Source organism: Burkholderia sp. IDO3 (assembly GCF_003366075.1).
In the GTDB taxonomy this organism is placed as follows: domain Bacteria; phylum Pseudomonadota; class Gammaproteobacteria; order Burkholderiales; family Burkholderiaceae; genus Burkholderia; species Burkholderia anthina.
The window spans coordinates 2,014,542-2,029,089 of sequence record NZ_CP028962.1 but is presented as its reverse complement, the minus strand read 5'-3'; the positions used below and the strand labels follow the sequence as shown (position 1 = coordinate 2,029,089).

General features: G+C 62.7%; 13 protein-coding genes and 2 pseudogenes. 12 read left to right on the top strand and 3 right to left on the bottom strand.

Annotation, left to right across the window (positions count from 1 at the left end):
* The first annotated feature begins 31 nt into the window (after nucleotides 1-31).
* The 5 genes from DCN14_RS09310 (at nucleotide 32) to DCN14_RS09290 (ending at nucleotide 3,213) form a co-directional block, all read left to right on the top strand.
* On the top strand, nucleotides 32-718 hold the full coding sequence (locus DCN14_RS09310) for an OmpA family protein (protein WP_096500003.1): 687 nt from the start codon (nucleotides 32-34) through the stop codon (nucleotides 716-718).
* A 203-nt stretch (nucleotides 719-921) separates the two neighbouring features.
* A complete protein-coding gene (locus DCN14_RS09305; RefSeq protein WP_096499965.1) occupies nucleotides 922-1,548 on the top strand; it encodes a hypothetical protein in 627 nt (208 codons plus the stop codon).
* A gap of 80 nt (nucleotides 1,549-1,628) precedes the next feature.
* Nucleotides 1,629-1,946, top strand: a complete 318-nt coding sequence (locus tag DCN14_RS09300; protein WP_096499963.1) for an H-NS histone family protein — start codon at nucleotides 1,629-1,631, stop codon at nucleotides 1,944-1,946.
* 24 nt (nucleotides 1,947-1,970) lie between these two features.
* On the top strand, nucleotides 1,971-2,354 hold the full coding sequence (locus DCN14_RS09295; RefSeq protein WP_096499961.1) for a hypothetical protein: 384 nt from the start codon (nucleotides 1,971-1,973) through the stop codon (nucleotides 2,352-2,354).
* Between the two features lie 271 nt (nucleotides 2,355-2,625).
* Nucleotides 2,626-3,213, top strand: coding sequence for a recombinase family protein (locus tag DCN14_RS09290; RefSeq protein ID WP_096499959.1), 588 nt, complete (start codon nucleotides 2,626-2,628; stop codon nucleotides 3,211-3,213).
* Nucleotides 3,214-3,216: 3 nt separating this feature from the next.
* On the opposite strand, the pseudogene DCN14_RS39120 reads toward DCN14_RS09290, so the two are convergent.
* Both DCN14_RS39120 and DCN14_RS09285 read right to left on the bottom strand, forming a co-directional pair.
* Nucleotides 3,217-3,404 (bottom strand): annotated as a pseudogene (locus tag DCN14_RS39120) (aliphatic sulfonate ABC transporter substrate-binding protein); the annotation flags it as partial.
* A 94-nt stretch (nucleotides 3,405-3,498) separates the two neighbouring features.
* Nucleotides 3,499-4,329: a MerR family transcriptional regulator gene (locus tag DCN14_RS09285; RefSeq protein WP_096499957.1), complete on the bottom strand. Its 831-nt coding sequence runs from the start codon at nucleotides 4,327-4,329 to the stop codon at nucleotides 3,499-3,501.
* 644 nt (nucleotides 4,330-4,973) lie between these two features.
* On the opposite strand from DCN14_RS09285, the gene DCN14_RS09280 reads away from it, so the two are divergent.
* Genes DCN14_RS09280 through DCN14_RS09260 form a run of 5 tightly spaced genes read left to right on the top strand, consistent with a single transcriptional unit; the run spans nucleotide 4,974 to nucleotide 9,374 of the window.
* Nucleotides 4,974-6,050, top strand: coding sequence for an ABC transporter substrate-binding protein (locus tag DCN14_RS09280; RefSeq protein ID WP_096499955.1), 1,077 nt, complete (start codon nucleotides 4,974-4,976; stop codon nucleotides 6,048-6,050).
* Between the two features lie 46 nt (nucleotides 6,051-6,096).
* Nucleotides 6,097-6,990, top strand: a complete 894-nt coding sequence (locus DCN14_RS09275) for a branched-chain amino acid ABC transporter permease (RefSeq protein ID WP_096499953.1) — start codon at nucleotides 6,097-6,099, stop codon at nucleotides 6,988-6,990.
* Nucleotides 6,983-7,870, top strand: a complete 888-nt coding sequence (locus DCN14_RS09270; protein ID WP_096499951.1) for a branched-chain amino acid ABC transporter permease — start codon at nucleotides 6,983-6,985, stop codon at nucleotides 7,868-7,870. The genes DCN14_RS09275 and DCN14_RS09270 overlap by 8 nt, the downstream gene beginning before the upstream one ends.
* Entirely contained in the window at nucleotides 7,867-8,658 is a 792-nt protein-coding gene (locus DCN14_RS09265; RefSeq protein WP_096499949.1) for an ATP-binding cassette domain-containing protein, read from the top strand. The genes DCN14_RS09270 and DCN14_RS09265 overlap by 4 nt, the downstream gene beginning before the upstream one ends.
* The gene (locus tag DCN14_RS09260) at nucleotides 8,655-9,374 is read left to right on the top strand and encodes an ABC transporter ATP-binding protein (RefSeq protein WP_096499947.1); all 720 of its coding nucleotides are present in this window, start codon (nucleotides 8,655-8,657) and stop codon (nucleotides 9,372-9,374) included. The genes DCN14_RS09265 and DCN14_RS09260 overlap by 4 nt, the downstream gene beginning before the upstream one ends.
* Before the next feature lie 53 nt (nucleotides 9,375-9,427).
* On the opposite strand, the gene DCN14_RS09255 is transcribed toward DCN14_RS09260, so the two are convergent.
* Nucleotides 9,428-10,372, bottom strand: coding sequence for a LysR family transcriptional regulator (locus DCN14_RS09255; protein WP_096499945.1), 945 nt, complete (start codon nucleotides 10,370-10,372; stop codon nucleotides 9,428-9,430).
* 281 nt (nucleotides 10,373-10,653) lie between these two features.
* On the opposite strand from DCN14_RS09255, the pseudogene DCN14_RS09250 reads away from it, so the two are divergent.
* Nucleotides 10,654-10,845 (top strand): annotated as a pseudogene (locus tag DCN14_RS09250) (MFS transporter); the annotation flags it as partial.
* Nucleotides 10,846-10,952: 107 nt separating this feature from the next.
* Nucleotides 10,953-14,477: an indolepyruvate ferredoxin oxidoreductase family protein gene (locus tag DCN14_RS09245; protein ID WP_096499943.1), complete on the top strand. Its 3,525-nt coding sequence runs from the start codon at nucleotides 10,953-10,955 to the stop codon at nucleotides 14,475-14,477.
* Nucleotides 14,478-14,548: the final 71 nt, after the last annotated feature.

The window sequence follows — 14,548 nt, the reverse complement described above, 5'->3', positions numbered from 1 at the left end:
CGAAAGGGCATTAAGTTTGAAAGGTTCGATCATGACTACAGGAAGAACTGGATTGCTGTTCGCCGCCATGCTGCTGGCGGGATGCACGGCCGCGTCGGGACCGACGTACAACGCGTACTCGGTGGCGCTGCCCGGCGGAGCGCAGGCCTATCGCGTGACTTGCCACGGCCTGCTGGAAGGGCCGGGCGCCTGCCGAAAGGAGGCGGCGTCGATCTGCAAGGATCAACCCGTCACGATGCTCGAAACGCAGTCGGGGCTCGGGGCGACATCCGGCGGCAAGCCCGACGACCGTTCCGTGCTGTTCCGCTGCGGCGCGCCGGCGGTCGCGGCGGCACCGGCCGAGCCGGCGCCGCTTCCCGAGCCGCCGGCCGTGACAGTGCTCGACGCCGATGCGAACTTCGATACCGGTCGCGCGGACCTGAAGCCTGCGGCGCGGGCGCGCCTCGATCGATTGATCGAGGCGTCTCGCGGCGCGACGATCCGCACCGTGACGGTCGGCGGCTATACGGATTCGGTCGGATCGGACGACTACAACGTCGGTCTTTCCGAGCGGCGCGCCCGCGCGGTCGGCGCGTATCTGCAGGCGCACGGGCTGAATGCGGGGCGGTTCGTCAGCCGCGGTTACGGCAAGGCCGATCCGGTCGATTCGAACGAGACGGCGGCCGGTCGCGCGCGCAACCGGCGCGTCGAGGTGCGGCTGGACGCCGACCGGCCCTAGTGTTTCCAGGCCGCTCGTCGGCTATCGCGCCGGTGCGCTTTCCCCCGTTGCGCATCGCGCGGGACGGGCGGCCGTGGCAGGCCGCCACGTGAGCGTGGCGGCTCTTTTTCATGCGAGGTATCCCGGCCGGCACCGGAGCGGCGCAATGCGGCCCGCATGTGCCGAGTCAGGCGTCGGGAGCTGCGGGCAGAACGGAAAGGAACATGACGATCAACGGGACGGCCGCGCGGGCCGCGTATCGGGCGCCGCTGCGGGCAGCGCTGCTGGCGGCGGTGCTGGCCGGATGCGCGACGGCGCTGCTGGCGCGGGCCCAGGGGCTTGAATCGCTGCCGCCGCGCGGGTCGGCGGCGGTGGTTCCCGGCGCCCCGGTGCCCGCGACGGGTGCCACCGTGCTGGCCCGCGCGGCGCAGGCGGTGGGCATCCGCCGCTGCTATCCGGCGGTGGACCAGGTATCGGCCCGGATGCTCGCGGGCACGCAGCACGCCGATGTCGCGCTGGACTGGGACCGGCAGGACCCGGACGGCGAAGCTTTCTTCGCGCTCGCGGGCCTCGGCTATGCGGACACATCCGCCGTGCTGTCGTTGACGACGGTGCCGGCGCCCGCGGGTGGCTGCACGATTCTCGTCGAACGCGTGTCGAGCGCGTCGTTGCCATGCAAGGCGGTGGCTGCGGCGGAATTGCGCGACTACAAGGGGACGCCGCTGGTGAGGGCAGTCACCGTCTACGTCAATCCCGGCCGGCCGCGGGAAACGGTGACACTGGTGGATGCGCCGCCAGCGTGCCTGATCATCCGGCGTCAGGTGCGGTTCCGGTGGGGCGCCGGCCAGTGATCGCGGGAGCGGTGCATGCGTGCGCCTTCGCTGCGCGAGCGCGCTATCCGACGGAAAAGAATCGTATCGAGGAACGTGCCATGAAGTCCTATAGCGAATTGCTGGAGCAATTGGACCTGTTGAGGAGGGAGATCGATATCGCGCGCGAATACGAGGCTCGGCGCATTGCGCAAAGGGTGCTCGAAGTGCTCGCGGAAAACGGCGTGAATGTCCGGGAACTGGCTTCGCCGCCGTTGCGTAGCGGGCGGCGGGTGGCGAGGCCAGAACCGAAATACTGGAATCCGGAAACCGGTGCGACCTGGGCGGGGCGCGGCCGCAGACCGCTGTGGCTGGTCGGAGACAACCTCGAGCGCTACCTGATCCACCCGCTCGACGAACGCATCGAGTCGAAGTCGTGAATTCACTGAAAATACGAAATAAAAATGACAATAAAATTGAGCCAGTACTGTAGAAAAACAATCTATCGCACTATCTGGTTGTTTCCAGAGGATTATATCGGTGTTTATCTGCATGCGGAAAACAGAGGTTCTGCGTGCCGGAAACTGGCGATTCTTTCCGACTGCATTCTGAATCATTCGACCGAAAGTCTCGATATCGCTTCGGTTTATTCCTACGAGGAATTGGTGGCCGCTGGCGTGAGCGAGGATCCCGACCTGCGCATCTTCGAAATGTCTCGACGAAGCAGCCGGGTAATCCGGTGGGTCGAGCGACCGTTGTTCCTGAGCGTCGATCAGTCGCTGCTCGGAAAATGGGTGTCGCTCAACGTCGGCAGGGCGATGTCGGCCGCAATGGGATTGAAACGGTGAGTTCCGGCATGCTGCGCTGAAAGGCATTCTCCAGATTGTGAGGAAAGGTTGAAAAACTTTAAGATTTTTTTATAAAAAGCACTTATTTAATTCGGGTTGTTGATTATTGGTATTTTTAGCACCCCATATGCTGATCGTGTGGATCATTGCGGACCTGGAATATTCGATCGCGTCGGGCGTCGGCCGCGTCCGCCATGTGTCCCGCATGCCGTTGCCATGCACCGTCGTACAAGAGCCTGAGAGACAGTGATGTCATTCGACCGGAGAGGCCATGAAGATCGGTTATGCACGCGTATCAACGGATGAGCAGCACCTGGATTTGCAGTTGTCGGCATTGAGGAATTACGGTTGCGTCGAAATTTTTTCCGATCAGGGCATCTCGGGCGCCAGTTTCGACCGGCCGGGCCTGCGCGAGGCGCTGGATGTCGCGACGACCGGCAATACGCTGGTCGTCTGGCGGCTGGATCGGCTGGGGCGGTCGCTGAGCCATCTCCTGGCCGTGGTCGGTCAATTGGGCGAAACGGGCGTCGAGTTCGTTTCGCTCACGGAAAGCATCGATACGCATTCGCCGGTTGGCCGTTTCACCTTTCACATGATTGCCGCGCTGGCGGAATTCGAACGCTCGCTGATCAGCGAGCGAACCCGGGCCGGTCTCGCGAGCGCTCGACAGCGCGGCAGCAAACCCGGCCGTCCGTACGCGTTGTCGTCGGCCGAACGCGAACGGGCGCGTTCGCTGCTCGCCACGCATTCGGAGGCGGAAGTGGCCGATCTTCTGCGCGTTCATGTGAGGACATTGCGGCGTCATCTGAACAAGGATCGTCTAGCGGGATGCGCGCCGTCGGCAAGGTGTCAGGGCTGATGCGCCGGCCGGGAATCCGAACCACTGGACGTCGTAGCCAAGCGGCTTGACGCGTGTGCGCGCGTTGCGCTTGAGGATCGATGGCAGGCGGGCCTTTTGGCAGCCGATGCGCACGATCTGGTCGGCGCCCCCTGCGCGAAAGCCGACGAGGCCGCGGCGGCGCAGGGAATCCGGCGGGTGAAACGAATCATCGAACGCACCGCATGCGAAACGCTTTCCGGGGAACGGCCGGGATTGTCGCGCTGCTCGGCTGGCGGAGTCGTCGCATGGGTGATCGCCGCGGGCCTATGCTTTGTCGCCGTCGTCTTGCGTGCCCGACTGCCGCGCGGCCTCGTCGCTCAGCTTCTTGTCGAGAATCGTCGCGACGCGGCCGCCGAGATAGGCGCTGGCCGCGGTCTCGAGCGCGCGGTTCGTCTCGCCTTCGACGAACACGGCCGCGAGCGGGCGCAGCCGCCAGATCGCATCGACGAGCGCGGGCACGTCGTTGACCGGCGGCAGCGTGCCTTCGTCGTAACGGTCGAGCCGCTTCACGACCAGATCGACGAGCAGCCGCGCGATCGCGTCGAAATGCGGCCGCGCGAGGCTGATCACGTCGAGCAGTTCGCGCGGCGGGATGCCTTCCTTCGTCATCGCGGCCGCCGCTTCGAGCAGCGCGGGGCTCTTCGCGACGAACGACAGGCCGCGGCGTTCGAGCAGCCCGAGCTCGGTCACGCGCGACAGTTGCGACGCCGTCTGCGGGCCGAACATCTGCGCGAGCGCGGCGAGCGAATAGGTTTTCGGCCGCTCGTGCGACCAGCGGCCGCCGATCGCGTTTTCCAGGCCGAGGATCGAGCGCAGGTCGTGACCTTCGTCGATCGCCATGATCAGATCCTGGATGTTCGACAGCGTGTAGCCGCGCGCGAGCAGATGGTTGATCAGCTTCAGCCGCGCGACGTGCGTGTCGTCGTAGATGCCGACGCGCCCGCGCTTTTCGGGCGGCGCGAGCAGCCCGCGATCCTGGTAGGCACGGACGTTGCGTACGGTCGTGTCGGACACGCGCGCGAGCTCGTCGACCGTGTACTCGTTGCGGGCATCCGCAGCGGCCTCGTCGGTAGGGGTTGGAGTCTGTTTGGACATGCGGCCATTCTAGCGCGACGCGACAGGCTCGCGCGAGGCTGCGCGTAGCCGGCCATGCGGCCGCCGCATTCGGACATCCAGGTGGCGATACATGCCGCGAGGCCGGCCCAGTTTGACTCGAGGCTGCATGTGCGGCGAAGCCATTCATTGTCTGTGACCGCATGCTGCAATGCGATGCGGCGACAGGCATCGGCCTATCGCCCGCGTAATTTGCCAACGCTTTTCGCGGAGTTGCCGGCTGATGTCGTCGCCCCGCTCGGGCGTTGCGCATCAACGCACTTCATCGCCGAATTGCTCGAACGAGCATCCGTGTCGACCGCTTCGCGTCGTGCGGCCGGCAATGCCAAATCGGGGAAAATCAGAATACAAAAGTGTCGACACTATAGTAGCCTGAAGACGCTTGCCGACGCCGCTCCGGGGTGGCGAGGGGACGTGTGCAGCGACGGGCGCGTGCCCGGAGTCGTTGTAAGCATCGGGGAGCCCGCCACGCCGGGATTTCGGCGCCCGTTCCGGCTCCGGCTGCAATCCGGCATATCGACGTTTTTATTGACACGAATTTTTTTGGTCTAAATTGTCGACACTTGTGTAGTTTGAATTCCACCGTTAAAAGGGGCGTCACCATGAAGTTTGCAAAGGAGTTGTGCATGAGCGCTGCTGCGAGCGCGTTGCTTTCTATTGCGACTGCGTCAGTCGCGCAAACGGTCTCGCTGGGCGCGGTGCTGCCGCTCACGGGGGCGAGCGCGTCCGTGGGCGACGACCAGCGACGGGGAATCGAGTTGGCCGTCGAGCAGATCAACGCGAGGAAAGGCGTACTGGGCAAAAAGCTTCAGGTCATTGTCGAAGACTCGGGCGGTACCGCCGCAACGGCGCTGAGTTCGGCGCGCAAGCTGGTCTCGGTGAACAAAGTCCCGGTCGTGCTGGGCGAGTTCTCGTCGGGTATCACGATTCCGGTGGGGGAATACGTGGTCCAGCAAGGTGACGTGCATATCAATATCGGCTCATCGAGCCCGGGCATCCGGAAAATCGGCGAGGGCTCATTCAGCGTCATCGGACTCGACGATCTTTCCGCAAAGTTCGCGGCCGGTGACGTATTCGCGCAGAACCTCAAGAACGTCGCATTCATTGCGCCGAACAATTCATATGGGCAGGGTGTGGCCTCGGAGTTCAAGAAGCGCTTCGAGTCGCTCGGCGGCAAGGTGTCGTCGGTCGTGCTCTACAGCGAAGGGCAATCCACCTATCGGCGCGAACTGCAGCAGATGTCGCGTTCGTCGCCGCAGGCTTACGTTTACAGCGCCTACGGACAAGAAGCCGCGACCATCAATCGCGAAGCCTACGAGCTCGGGCTCGGCAAGAAGACGTGGTACGGCATCTACCTCACGATGTGTACGAGCGACACCGTATCGCAAGCTGCGCAAGGGCAAGAAGGGCTCGAAGTCGCCTCGATCGGCGAAGGCGGAAAGGCCTATGAGCAGGCTTATCGCGAGAAGTACAAGGAAGCGCCCAAGTCATCGTTCGGCAGCTATGCCTACGACGGTGTGATGCTTGCCGCGGCGGCAATCAACAAGGCGGGTTCGGCTGAACCGGCCAGGATTAGAGCGTCCATGAAAGCTGTTGTGCCGTACAGCGGCGTGACCGGCACGATTGCATTCGACGATGCGGGGCAAAGAAAAGAGCAACCGTACGACAAGGTGAAATTCGATACCAAGGTCGTTTCCCGCTAAGCTCCGCCGCGCTGTCCGGCAGCGCGGCCGTCTCAGGAGATTCGCCATGCTTCAATTCATCGTCGACGTCCTCATACGAACGTCGGACATCATGCTGGTCGCGGTGGGCCTTAGTGTCGTGTACTCGCTGGTCAAGTTTCCGAACGTCGCGCACGTTCAATATGCAATGGTGGGAGCGTTCGCCACGCTAGGTCTCACGCGCACCGGGCTGCCGTTCCCGATTGCACTCGTCGGCGCGTGTATCGCAACCGGTGTTGTCGCGGTTTTGCTGAACGTTCTCGTGTTTCGGCGCCTTCTACGCTCCGGCAGCTCCATCGCCATGATTGGCTCGCTCGCCATTTCAATGATCGGCATCGCAGTCGTCCTGGGTGTCGCCGGCTCGCGTCCTTTCCGGTACTCCATGGGACTGTCGAGTCCCGTCACGCTCGGCTCGACGGTCGTCTCGGTCGACCAGATAACGTCGATTGCGTGCGGCTTCGGCTGCGTCGCGTTGCTCGCCATGCTGCTTTTCAAAACCGGTGTCGGGCGTTCCATGCGTGCCATGTCGTCGAATCCGGCACTTGCGGCAGCCACCGGCGTTGACGGCGCGCGGGTTGTCAATGGCATCACTTTCCTGAGCGGTGCTTTGGCGGCCTTGGGGGGAACGATGTTGGGGCTGACGGAGACAGTGCACGTCGGACTGGGGACGAACCTGCTGCTCCCGGTGTTCGCCGCAGCCATCCTCGGCGGCCTGGGTAATCCGCTCGGAGCGGCAGCCGGTGCGCTGCTGATTTCCGTCGCCGAGACGCTCGTCACCAACCTCGACTTCGGCTGGATGTTCGGAACGTCGGACGTATACGTGCCCGTGACATACATTAGCGCGGCTTCATTCCTGATTTTGCTCGTGGCGCTGATGTTCAAGCCGTACGGAATCTTCGACAGGGAGGTGCGCCGTGTCTAGTTTCATTCTTCACGTCGCAACGCTTGGCTGCATCTACGGGTTGCTCGCGTTGGCGCTCAATCTCCAGGCCGGATTCGCCGGACTCCTGAACTTCGGCTTCGTGGCTTTCGCAGGCGTGGGCGCCTATGCGTCGGCCATCGTGTCGTCGTTCGGTTATCCCGTGCCGGCAGGCATGCTCGTCGGCGCGGCCGTTGCGATGGTCGTCGGGTTCGCGATGGCGCGGCTGGGGCGAAATCTCGCGTCGGACTACTGGGCCATCGCCACGCTTGCCGTTGCGGAACTGATTCGCACAGTCGCGCTCAACGAGAACTGGCTGACCGGCGGCGCGCAAGGTATCAGCGGCGTACCGGCGCTCTTCAAAAGTGCGTCCGGCGTCCAGAGCGACGTCGGGTTCCTCCTGTTTGCGCTTGCAACGGTCGCAGTCGCGCTTCTTGCCTGTGTTCGACTCACGCGCGGCCGCTTCGGTCGGGCCATCAGGCTGATGCGGGAAGAACCCGCGCTCGCGACCAGTCTCGGTTATCAACTTGTACCGCTCAAGGTCAAGGCGACAATGACAAGCGCGGTGATAGCGTCGGTAGGCGGCTCATTACTGGCGCATTACATGAGCTTCGTCGGGCCGGACTACATGCTCGCTTCAGAGACGTTCGTCATCTGGACGATGGTCATGATTGGCGGCCTCGGCAACAACCTTGGCGTGATCCTCGGGGCGTTCCTGGTCGAAGTAATCTATAGCGCTGTTCCGTTCGCAAAAGACTACCTCGACATCGGCAGCGACATTGCCGGCGCCGTACGGCTCGGAACGATTGGCTTCATCCTGCTTGCCTGTCTCCTGGTTCGGCCAGGCGGCCTGCTTCCCGAAAGAATCCGGAGCGCTACATGAACACGATGCTTCGTCTGCACGACGTTCACAAGTCCTTTGGCGGCAACACCGTGCTGACAGGACTCAATTTCAATGTTCAAGCGGGGGAAATCGTAGGGCTGCTCGGTCCGAACGGGTGCGGCAAGAGCACGGTGCTCAACATCATCACCGGGTACTGTCCCGTCGATAAGGGCATTGTCGAAGTCCGGGGGGAACCCGTCAACGGCATGTCTTCGCATCGCATTGCCGCCAAGGGCGTGCGCCGAACGTTCCAGTTGCCGTCGATGCCCACCCGCATGACGGTCGAAGAAGTCGTGATGGCTGCGTCGATTCAGAAGCACGGACTGCTCAGCACGCTGTTACGGTCGGGCGCGACGCGCAGACTCGAGCGCGAAACCCGCGAGCGAGCACGACATCTTCTCGAAGAACTCTTGCTCGTGAAGGTCGCGGATCTTCCGGCGGCGTCTATCTCCGGCGGTCAGAAGAAGTTGCTCGGCATCGCCTGCGCGATGATGGAGCAGCCAGCCCTGCTTTTGCTCGACGAGCCAATGGCCGGCGTTCATCCCAATTTGCGTGCCGAGCTCGTATCGACGCTCAAGCGAATCAACGGGCAAGGCATCACGCTCGTCGTCATCGAGCATGACATGCACTTTATCGCGCAGACGTGCAGCCGTTGCGTCGTGCTGGACAAGGGCAAGACGGTGGCGGATTGTCTGCCGTCCGAGCTTGAGCGTCACGAGAGCGTTGTCGAGGCGTATCTCGGCAAGAAGCCGAGCGGCCAGTATCGGATTGCGGGGGTGGCCGCATGATCGCCGTCAACAACGTGGTCGCCGGCTACACGCGCGACGTCGACATTCTTCGCGGTATTTCAATCACCGCGAAGGAACTGGAAATTGTCACCATCCTCGGCCCGAACGGCTGCGGAAAATCGACGCTGCTCAAGACCGTTGCCGGCTTCCTGCTTCCGCGCGAGGGCACTGTCACGCTGGACGAGCGGAACATCGGCCAGGTTCCGGTGTTCAAGAAGGTCAGAAAGCACGACATTGGCTTCGTTCCTCAAACCGATAACGTCTTCGGGGCGCTTTCGGTCTGGGAGAACTTGATGCTCGGCGGTCAGTTCATGCCCGATCATGACAAGAAGCAGCGCCTCGAGGCGTTATGTGACGCGTATCCCGTCCTCAGGCGTAAGCTCCGCGCACGCGCATCCAGCCTGTCGGGCGGCGAGTGCCAAATCCTTTCGCTTGCCCGTGCCCTCATGCCGCGTCCGCGCTTTCTGCTCCTCGACGAACCGTCGGCCGGCCTGTCTCCGAAGATGCTCGTCGAGGTCTTCGACGCCATCGTCAAATTGCGGGACGCCGAGCGCATCGGCGTGTTGATGGTGGAGCAGAACGCGACGGAGGCGCTCCGCATCTCCGACCGGACCTATGTGCTTTCCATGGGGCAGGTCGCGCTCGAGGGCAAGGCGTCGGCGCTGCTCGAGAGCGACGAGATGCGCCGGCTCTACCTCGGCGGCCGTTCGCATTGACGTTGCCGTATATCCGGTGGTGTCGCTTCGGATCCGATGCGGCGCCACCGTCTTCATTCGGGTGCCGCGATGTTCGGCGACTTTGTCGTTAGCGCCTTGATGAGCAATCGCGCGCCGGGTGAAAGGGGCGCACCCTGTCGTGTCACGAGCTCGTAGGGTTCGCTGCGGGATGTCACGGGTAGTGCAAGCTTGCAGGCCCATCCTTGTCCAGTACAGAAGTTCGCCACGGTGACCGGCAGCATCGCGACGCATGCCGGATTGGTTTGCAGGAGCGACATCGTCGTGAATGCAGACGTGGTCTCGACGAGATGGACCGGCATCCGCAGTCCCGCGTCGTGGAACTCCCGCTCGAGCAGCCGGCGAATTGGCATGTTGGCGCGGTAGGCGATCCAGTGAGCGCCTTCGAGGTCGGCCAGCGTCAACTGTTCCGCTCGCGCAAGGCGATGCGCCACGCTCGCGATGACGGCCAACGTTTCCTCTTGAACCACCGTAGTCGCGTACAGCTCCGGAGAGCGGCTGACGCTCGTTCGACAAAGCGCCAGGTCGATTCTGCCCTCGTCCAGCAGACCCAACAGCGTCGCGCTGGTGTCTTCGAGCACCTCGATGGACATCTGAGGTTGCTCGGCGAGGAGGCAGTTGACGGCATCGGTGAGAAATGGAACCGCACCCATGATGGTTCCGGCCGACACGCGGCCGCCGTAGCCGCGGAGAACGTCGAGAAGCTCGTCGCGCAGATGCGCCATATCCGACTGGAACAGGCGCGCGTAGCGAACAAGACAATGACCGGCGGCATTGGGTTCCAGGCCACGATTGGTGCGGACGAACAACTCGACGCCGAAGATGGATTCGATTTCGCGCAGCGCCTTGCTCGCACCCGGCTGAGACATGGACACCTCGCGTGCCGCATTCAGCAGCGAGCCGTGGTCGCCCAGGGCTGCAAGCAATCGAAGTTGCCTTGCATGCAGGCGTCCGACTATCGAATTGAGCGAGGGAATCATCTGGGTTGCCTTGCAGCTATACCGCTATCCCGAAGTTTCATTGTTCAGGGGCTAACGGTCTTCTTATACTGAGTGGGTGCATTCATAAGTGTACACACTCTGACGATATTTTGAGGCCGGACGAACCGAATCGACACACCGGGACACTGCGCGACAAGCCGCGGAGATAGCCCTGGTATCCGTCAGCAACGACTGTCGGAGCCGCACCGGAGACAAGTTGATGCCCCCCCAAAACACGCCGCTTGCAGCGAATTCAGACACTTGCTGTCGCCTTCCTCGTGATGGCAGGTCTCGTGAACGATCTCGACCGAAGAACGCTTTCGATCGCGAACCGGTCCATCGCGCACGAGCTGAATCTTTCCGCGACCCGGATGGGGCTGCTTCTTTCCGCATCGCTTGCGTACGCGTTTTCACAGCTTCCCGTCGGCACGATGCCCGACCGCTTTGGGGCACGCGTGATGCCGGGCCTGGGCAGGTTCGCGTGGCTACCCAGAGCGCTTTCTGAGCGGCACGTGCTCTTCACCGAGGAACACATCCTGGAAGCTGGATATGTCGGACTCCCGTTCGACGAACACGGCAAATGGAACTGGAAAGCGCAAATGAGCGAAGGTTTTGCCTGGAAGGAGCAATCGTGACACTACGTAAAGTAACGCTCGACGACAAGTTCACGCTCGACGAGGGGCGTATTTTCCTGACAGGCGTTCAGGCACTCGTCAGGCTGCCCATGATGCAGCACCGCCGTGACAAGGCTAGCGGCTTGAACACCGCCGGATACATCTCGGGATACCGCGGCTCGCCGCTCGGCACCTACGACGCTGAACTGGGCAAAGCGAAGAAGTTTCTCGCCGAAGCCAACGTCGTGTTCGTTCCCGGGGTGAACGAGGACCTTGCGGCTTCGGCGGTCTGGGGCAGTCAGCAGGCCGAACTGGCCGGTGAAGGCAAATACGATGGCGTTTTCGGAATCTGGTACGGCAAAGGGCCGGGCGTTGACCGAAGCGGTGACGCCTTCCGCCACGCCAACCTGGCGGGTAGCTCGAAGCACGGCGGCGTGCTGCTGTTGATGGGCGACGACCACACCTGCGAGTCGTCGACCACTTGCCACCAGTCCGAATTCGCGCTGGTCGATGCGTCCATTCCCGTTCTAAGCCCTGGCGGCGTGCAGGAAATCCTGGACTACGGCCTGTATGGATGGGCGTTGTCCCGGTATTCCGGGTGCTGGGTCGGGCTCAAATGCGTCAAGGACACGGCAGACGCGTCGGCGGTAATCGACGTCGACCTCGATCGCGTGACGCCGGTGGTTCCCGAGGGCGTGCCGATGCCTGCGGGGGGGCTCAATGTCCGTCAGCCGGACACGCCGCAAGAACAGGAATTCCGTCTGTACAACTACAAGCTCGACGCGGTTCGCGCTTTCGTTCGCGCCAACGGTCTCGACCGGGTGACCCTGGGTAAGCCGGGGGCGCGTATCGGTATCGTGACCCACGGTAAAAGCTATCTGGATCTCTTGCAGGCCATCGACGACCTCGAGATTGCCGAGGCCGAACTCGAGTCGATGGGCGTGGCCATTTACAAGGTCGCCTGTACGTGGCCACTCGAACCCGAAGGGCTGCGCGAGTTTGCCGCCGGCCTCGACTTGCTCATGGTCGTCGAGGAAAAGCGGAGCCTGCTGGAATTTCAGATCAAGGACTGCCTGTACCGGGAGCCCAACGCTCCGGTCGTCATCGGCAAGCAGGACGAGCACGGCAAGAAGCTGTTCCCCGTCGAGATGTCACTGAACTCCCTGCAGGTTGCGATCGCGCTGGGGCAACGGCTCGCGCAGCGTACGGGCAACATGCGCATCGCGGAACGCGTTGCCTTTCTCACGGCGTTGAGCAAAGTCGAATTCGCCCCCGAGGCCATGCTGCGCAGCTTCTACTTCTGCAGCGGTTGTCCCCACAATTCGTCGACCGTCATCCCGGAAGGCAGCAAGGCTTACGCCGGTATCGGGTGCAGCTGGATGGCGCAGACGATGGATCGCAACACGCTGGGTTACACCCAGATGGGCGCCGAGGGCATGGCATGGGTCGGCGAGGCACCGTTCTCCAAGCGGCGGCACATGTTCCAGAACATGGGCGACGGGACGTATTTTCACTCGGGGCTGCTGGCCGTCCGTGCCGCCGTGGCGGCAAAAACCAATATTACGTTCAAGATTCTCTACAACGATGCAGTGGCAATGACCGGCGGTCAGCGCCACGACGGTACCCTCGATCCGATGACCATCACGACCCAGGTTCATGCGGAAGGCGTGAATCGGATTGCCGTCGTGACCGATGACCCCGGCAAGTACCCGGCCGATGCCGGCTGGGCCAGGGGCGTCACGATTCATCACCGTGCCGAGTTGCAGAAGGTGCAGGAAGAACTTCGGGACATCCCGGGCGTGACGGTGCTCGTCTATGACCAGACCTGCGCCGCGGAGAAGCGCCGGCGTCGCAAGCGGAAACAGTTCCCCGACCCGCCCAAGCGTCTTGTCATCAATGATCTCGTCTGCGAGGGCTGCGGCGACTGCGGGATCAAGTCCAACTGCGTCTCCCTTTTGCCGCTCGAGACAGAATTCGGCCGCAAGCGCGAAATCGACCAGTCTGCCTGCAATAAGGACTACTCATGCAACAACGGCTTCTGTCCGAGCTTCGTCACCGTGCATGGGGGCAGCTTGCGCAAGACCGGAGCCGTCGAACCGCACGTCGACCTGTTCCCGGCTCTCGTCGAGCCGCAACTTCCGTCTCTCGACAATGGCGTGTATTCCATCATCGTGACGGGCGTGGGCGGCACGGGCGTCGTGACGATCGGCGCGATCCTGGGCATGGCCGCGCACCTCGAGGGCAAGGCTTGCGGGATTCTGGACATGGCAGGTCTTGCCCAGAAGGGCGGTTCGGTGTGGTCGCATCTTCGATTCGGCAAGCGTCCCGCGGATATCAAAGCCATCCGGATTGCAGCAGGCGGAGCCGATGCGGTTCTCGGCTGCGACATGGTCGTGGCGGCGAGCCGCAAGACGCTGGCCACGACGCGCAAGGGTTCGACGCGCATGCTCGTGAACACGCATGAAGTCATGACCGGCGAGTTCACGCGTCATCCTGACCTGAAGTTTCCGGCCTCGGCGTTGCGCGATGGAATGACGCAAGCCGTCGGCAGCGACGGCGTCGAATTCGTGGACGCGACGAAATACGCAATGAACATTTTCGGCGACACGATTGCCGGAAACATGTTCATGCTGGGCTACGCCTATCAGCGTGGCCTCATCCCTATTCACTCGGAGGCGATCGATGCAGCCATCGAGTTGAACGGCGCAGGCGTGAAGATGAACAAGGCGGCGTTCCTCTGGGGGCGGCGTGCCGCGCTGTCTCCCGGTTCGGCGGAGCGGGCATGGGCGGCTGCCAAACCGGTTCGCGAGTCGCTTCGCCTGTCGACGTCGCTCGACGAGCTTGTCGAGCGCAAGGCGAGATTCCTGACGGATTACCAAAACGCGGCATATGGCGACCGTTTCCGAAAGTTGGTGAACCGTGTTCGCGACTGGGAACGCGGCGCCATGCCGCATGAAGAGTCCGTCACGCGCGCGGTCGCCGATGGCTACTTCAAGGTCCTTGCCTACAAGGACGAATACGAGGTCGCGCGTTTGCATGCGTCGCCGGAGTTCGTTGAAAGCCTCAGGCAACAGTTCGAAGGCGACTTTCGCATTGCGTTCAATCTGGCGCCGCCACTGCTTGCCAGGCGGGATGACGTGACGGGGGAGCCGCGCAAAAAGGAGTACGGCGCGTGGATGCTGCCTGCATTCCGGTTGCTCGCGAAGCTCAAGATCCTGCGCGGCACGCCGTTCGACCCCTTCGGCTACACGGCGGAGCGCAAGATGGAGCGCGGGCTGATTGCGCGCTACGAGCAAACCGTCGACGAGATTCTTCGTCACGGCAGCTCACGCAACTATCGATTCGCGCTTCGGGCCGCGACGATGGTCGAGAAGCTTCGTGGCTACGGGCACGTCAAGGAGCGCAATCTGAAGGCTATCGACGCCGAATGGGCGAGTGCCGTTGCTCAGTTGTCGAAACCGTCCGTCATCGAACTGAAGCAGGTTGCCTGATTCACGGCGATGAGGAACAGCGATGCGATTCGGATTTCGAGCGGGGCTGATGTCTCTGGACGGGCACGCGC

Bases quoted from the DNA above. Each gene is read 5' to 3' on its own strand.
- DCN14_RS09310 (WP_096500003.1), top strand. From the start codon at position 32: ATGACTACAGGAAGAACTGGATTGCTGTTCGCCGCCATGCTGCTGGCG.
- DCN14_RS09305 (WP_096499965.1), top strand. From the start codon at position 922: ATGACGATCAACGGGACGGCCGCGCGGGCCGCGTATCGGGCGCCGCTG.
- DCN14_RS09300 (WP_096499963.1), top strand. From the start codon at position 1,629: ATGAAGTCCTATAGCGAATTGCTGGAGCAATTGGACCTGTTGAGGAGG.
- DCN14_RS09295 (WP_096499961.1), top strand. From the start codon at position 1,971: ATGACAATAAAATTGAGCCAGTACTGTAGAAAAACAATCTATCGCACT.
- DCN14_RS09290 (WP_096499959.1), top strand. From the start codon at position 2,626: ATGAAGATCGGTTATGCACGCGTATCAACGGATGAGCAGCACCTGGAT.
- DCN14_RS09285 (WP_096499957.1), bottom strand. From the start codon at position 4,329: ATGTCCAAACAGACTCCAACCCCTACCGACGAGGCCGCTGCGGATGCC.
- DCN14_RS09280 (WP_096499955.1), top strand. From the start codon at position 4,974: ATGAGCGCTGCTGCGAGCGCGTTGCTTTCTATTGCGACTGCGTCAGTC.
- DCN14_RS09275 (WP_096499953.1), top strand. From the start codon at position 6,097: ATGCTTCAATTCATCGTCGACGTCCTCATACGAACGTCGGACATCATG.
- DCN14_RS09265 (WP_096499949.1), top strand. From the start codon at position 7,867: ATGAACACGATGCTTCGTCTGCACGACGTTCACAAGTCCTTTGGCGGC.
- DCN14_RS09260 (WP_096499947.1), top strand. From the start codon at position 8,655: ATGATCGCCGTCAACAACGTGGTCGCCGGCTACACGCGCGACGTCGAC.
- DCN14_RS09255 (WP_096499945.1), bottom strand. From the start codon at position 10,372: ATGATTCCCTCGCTCAATTCGATAGTCGGACGCCTGCATGCAAGGCAA.
- DCN14_RS09245 (WP_096499943.1), top strand. From the start codon at position 10,953: ATGGAACTGGAAAGCGCAAATGAGCGAAGGTTTTGCCTGGAAGGAGCA.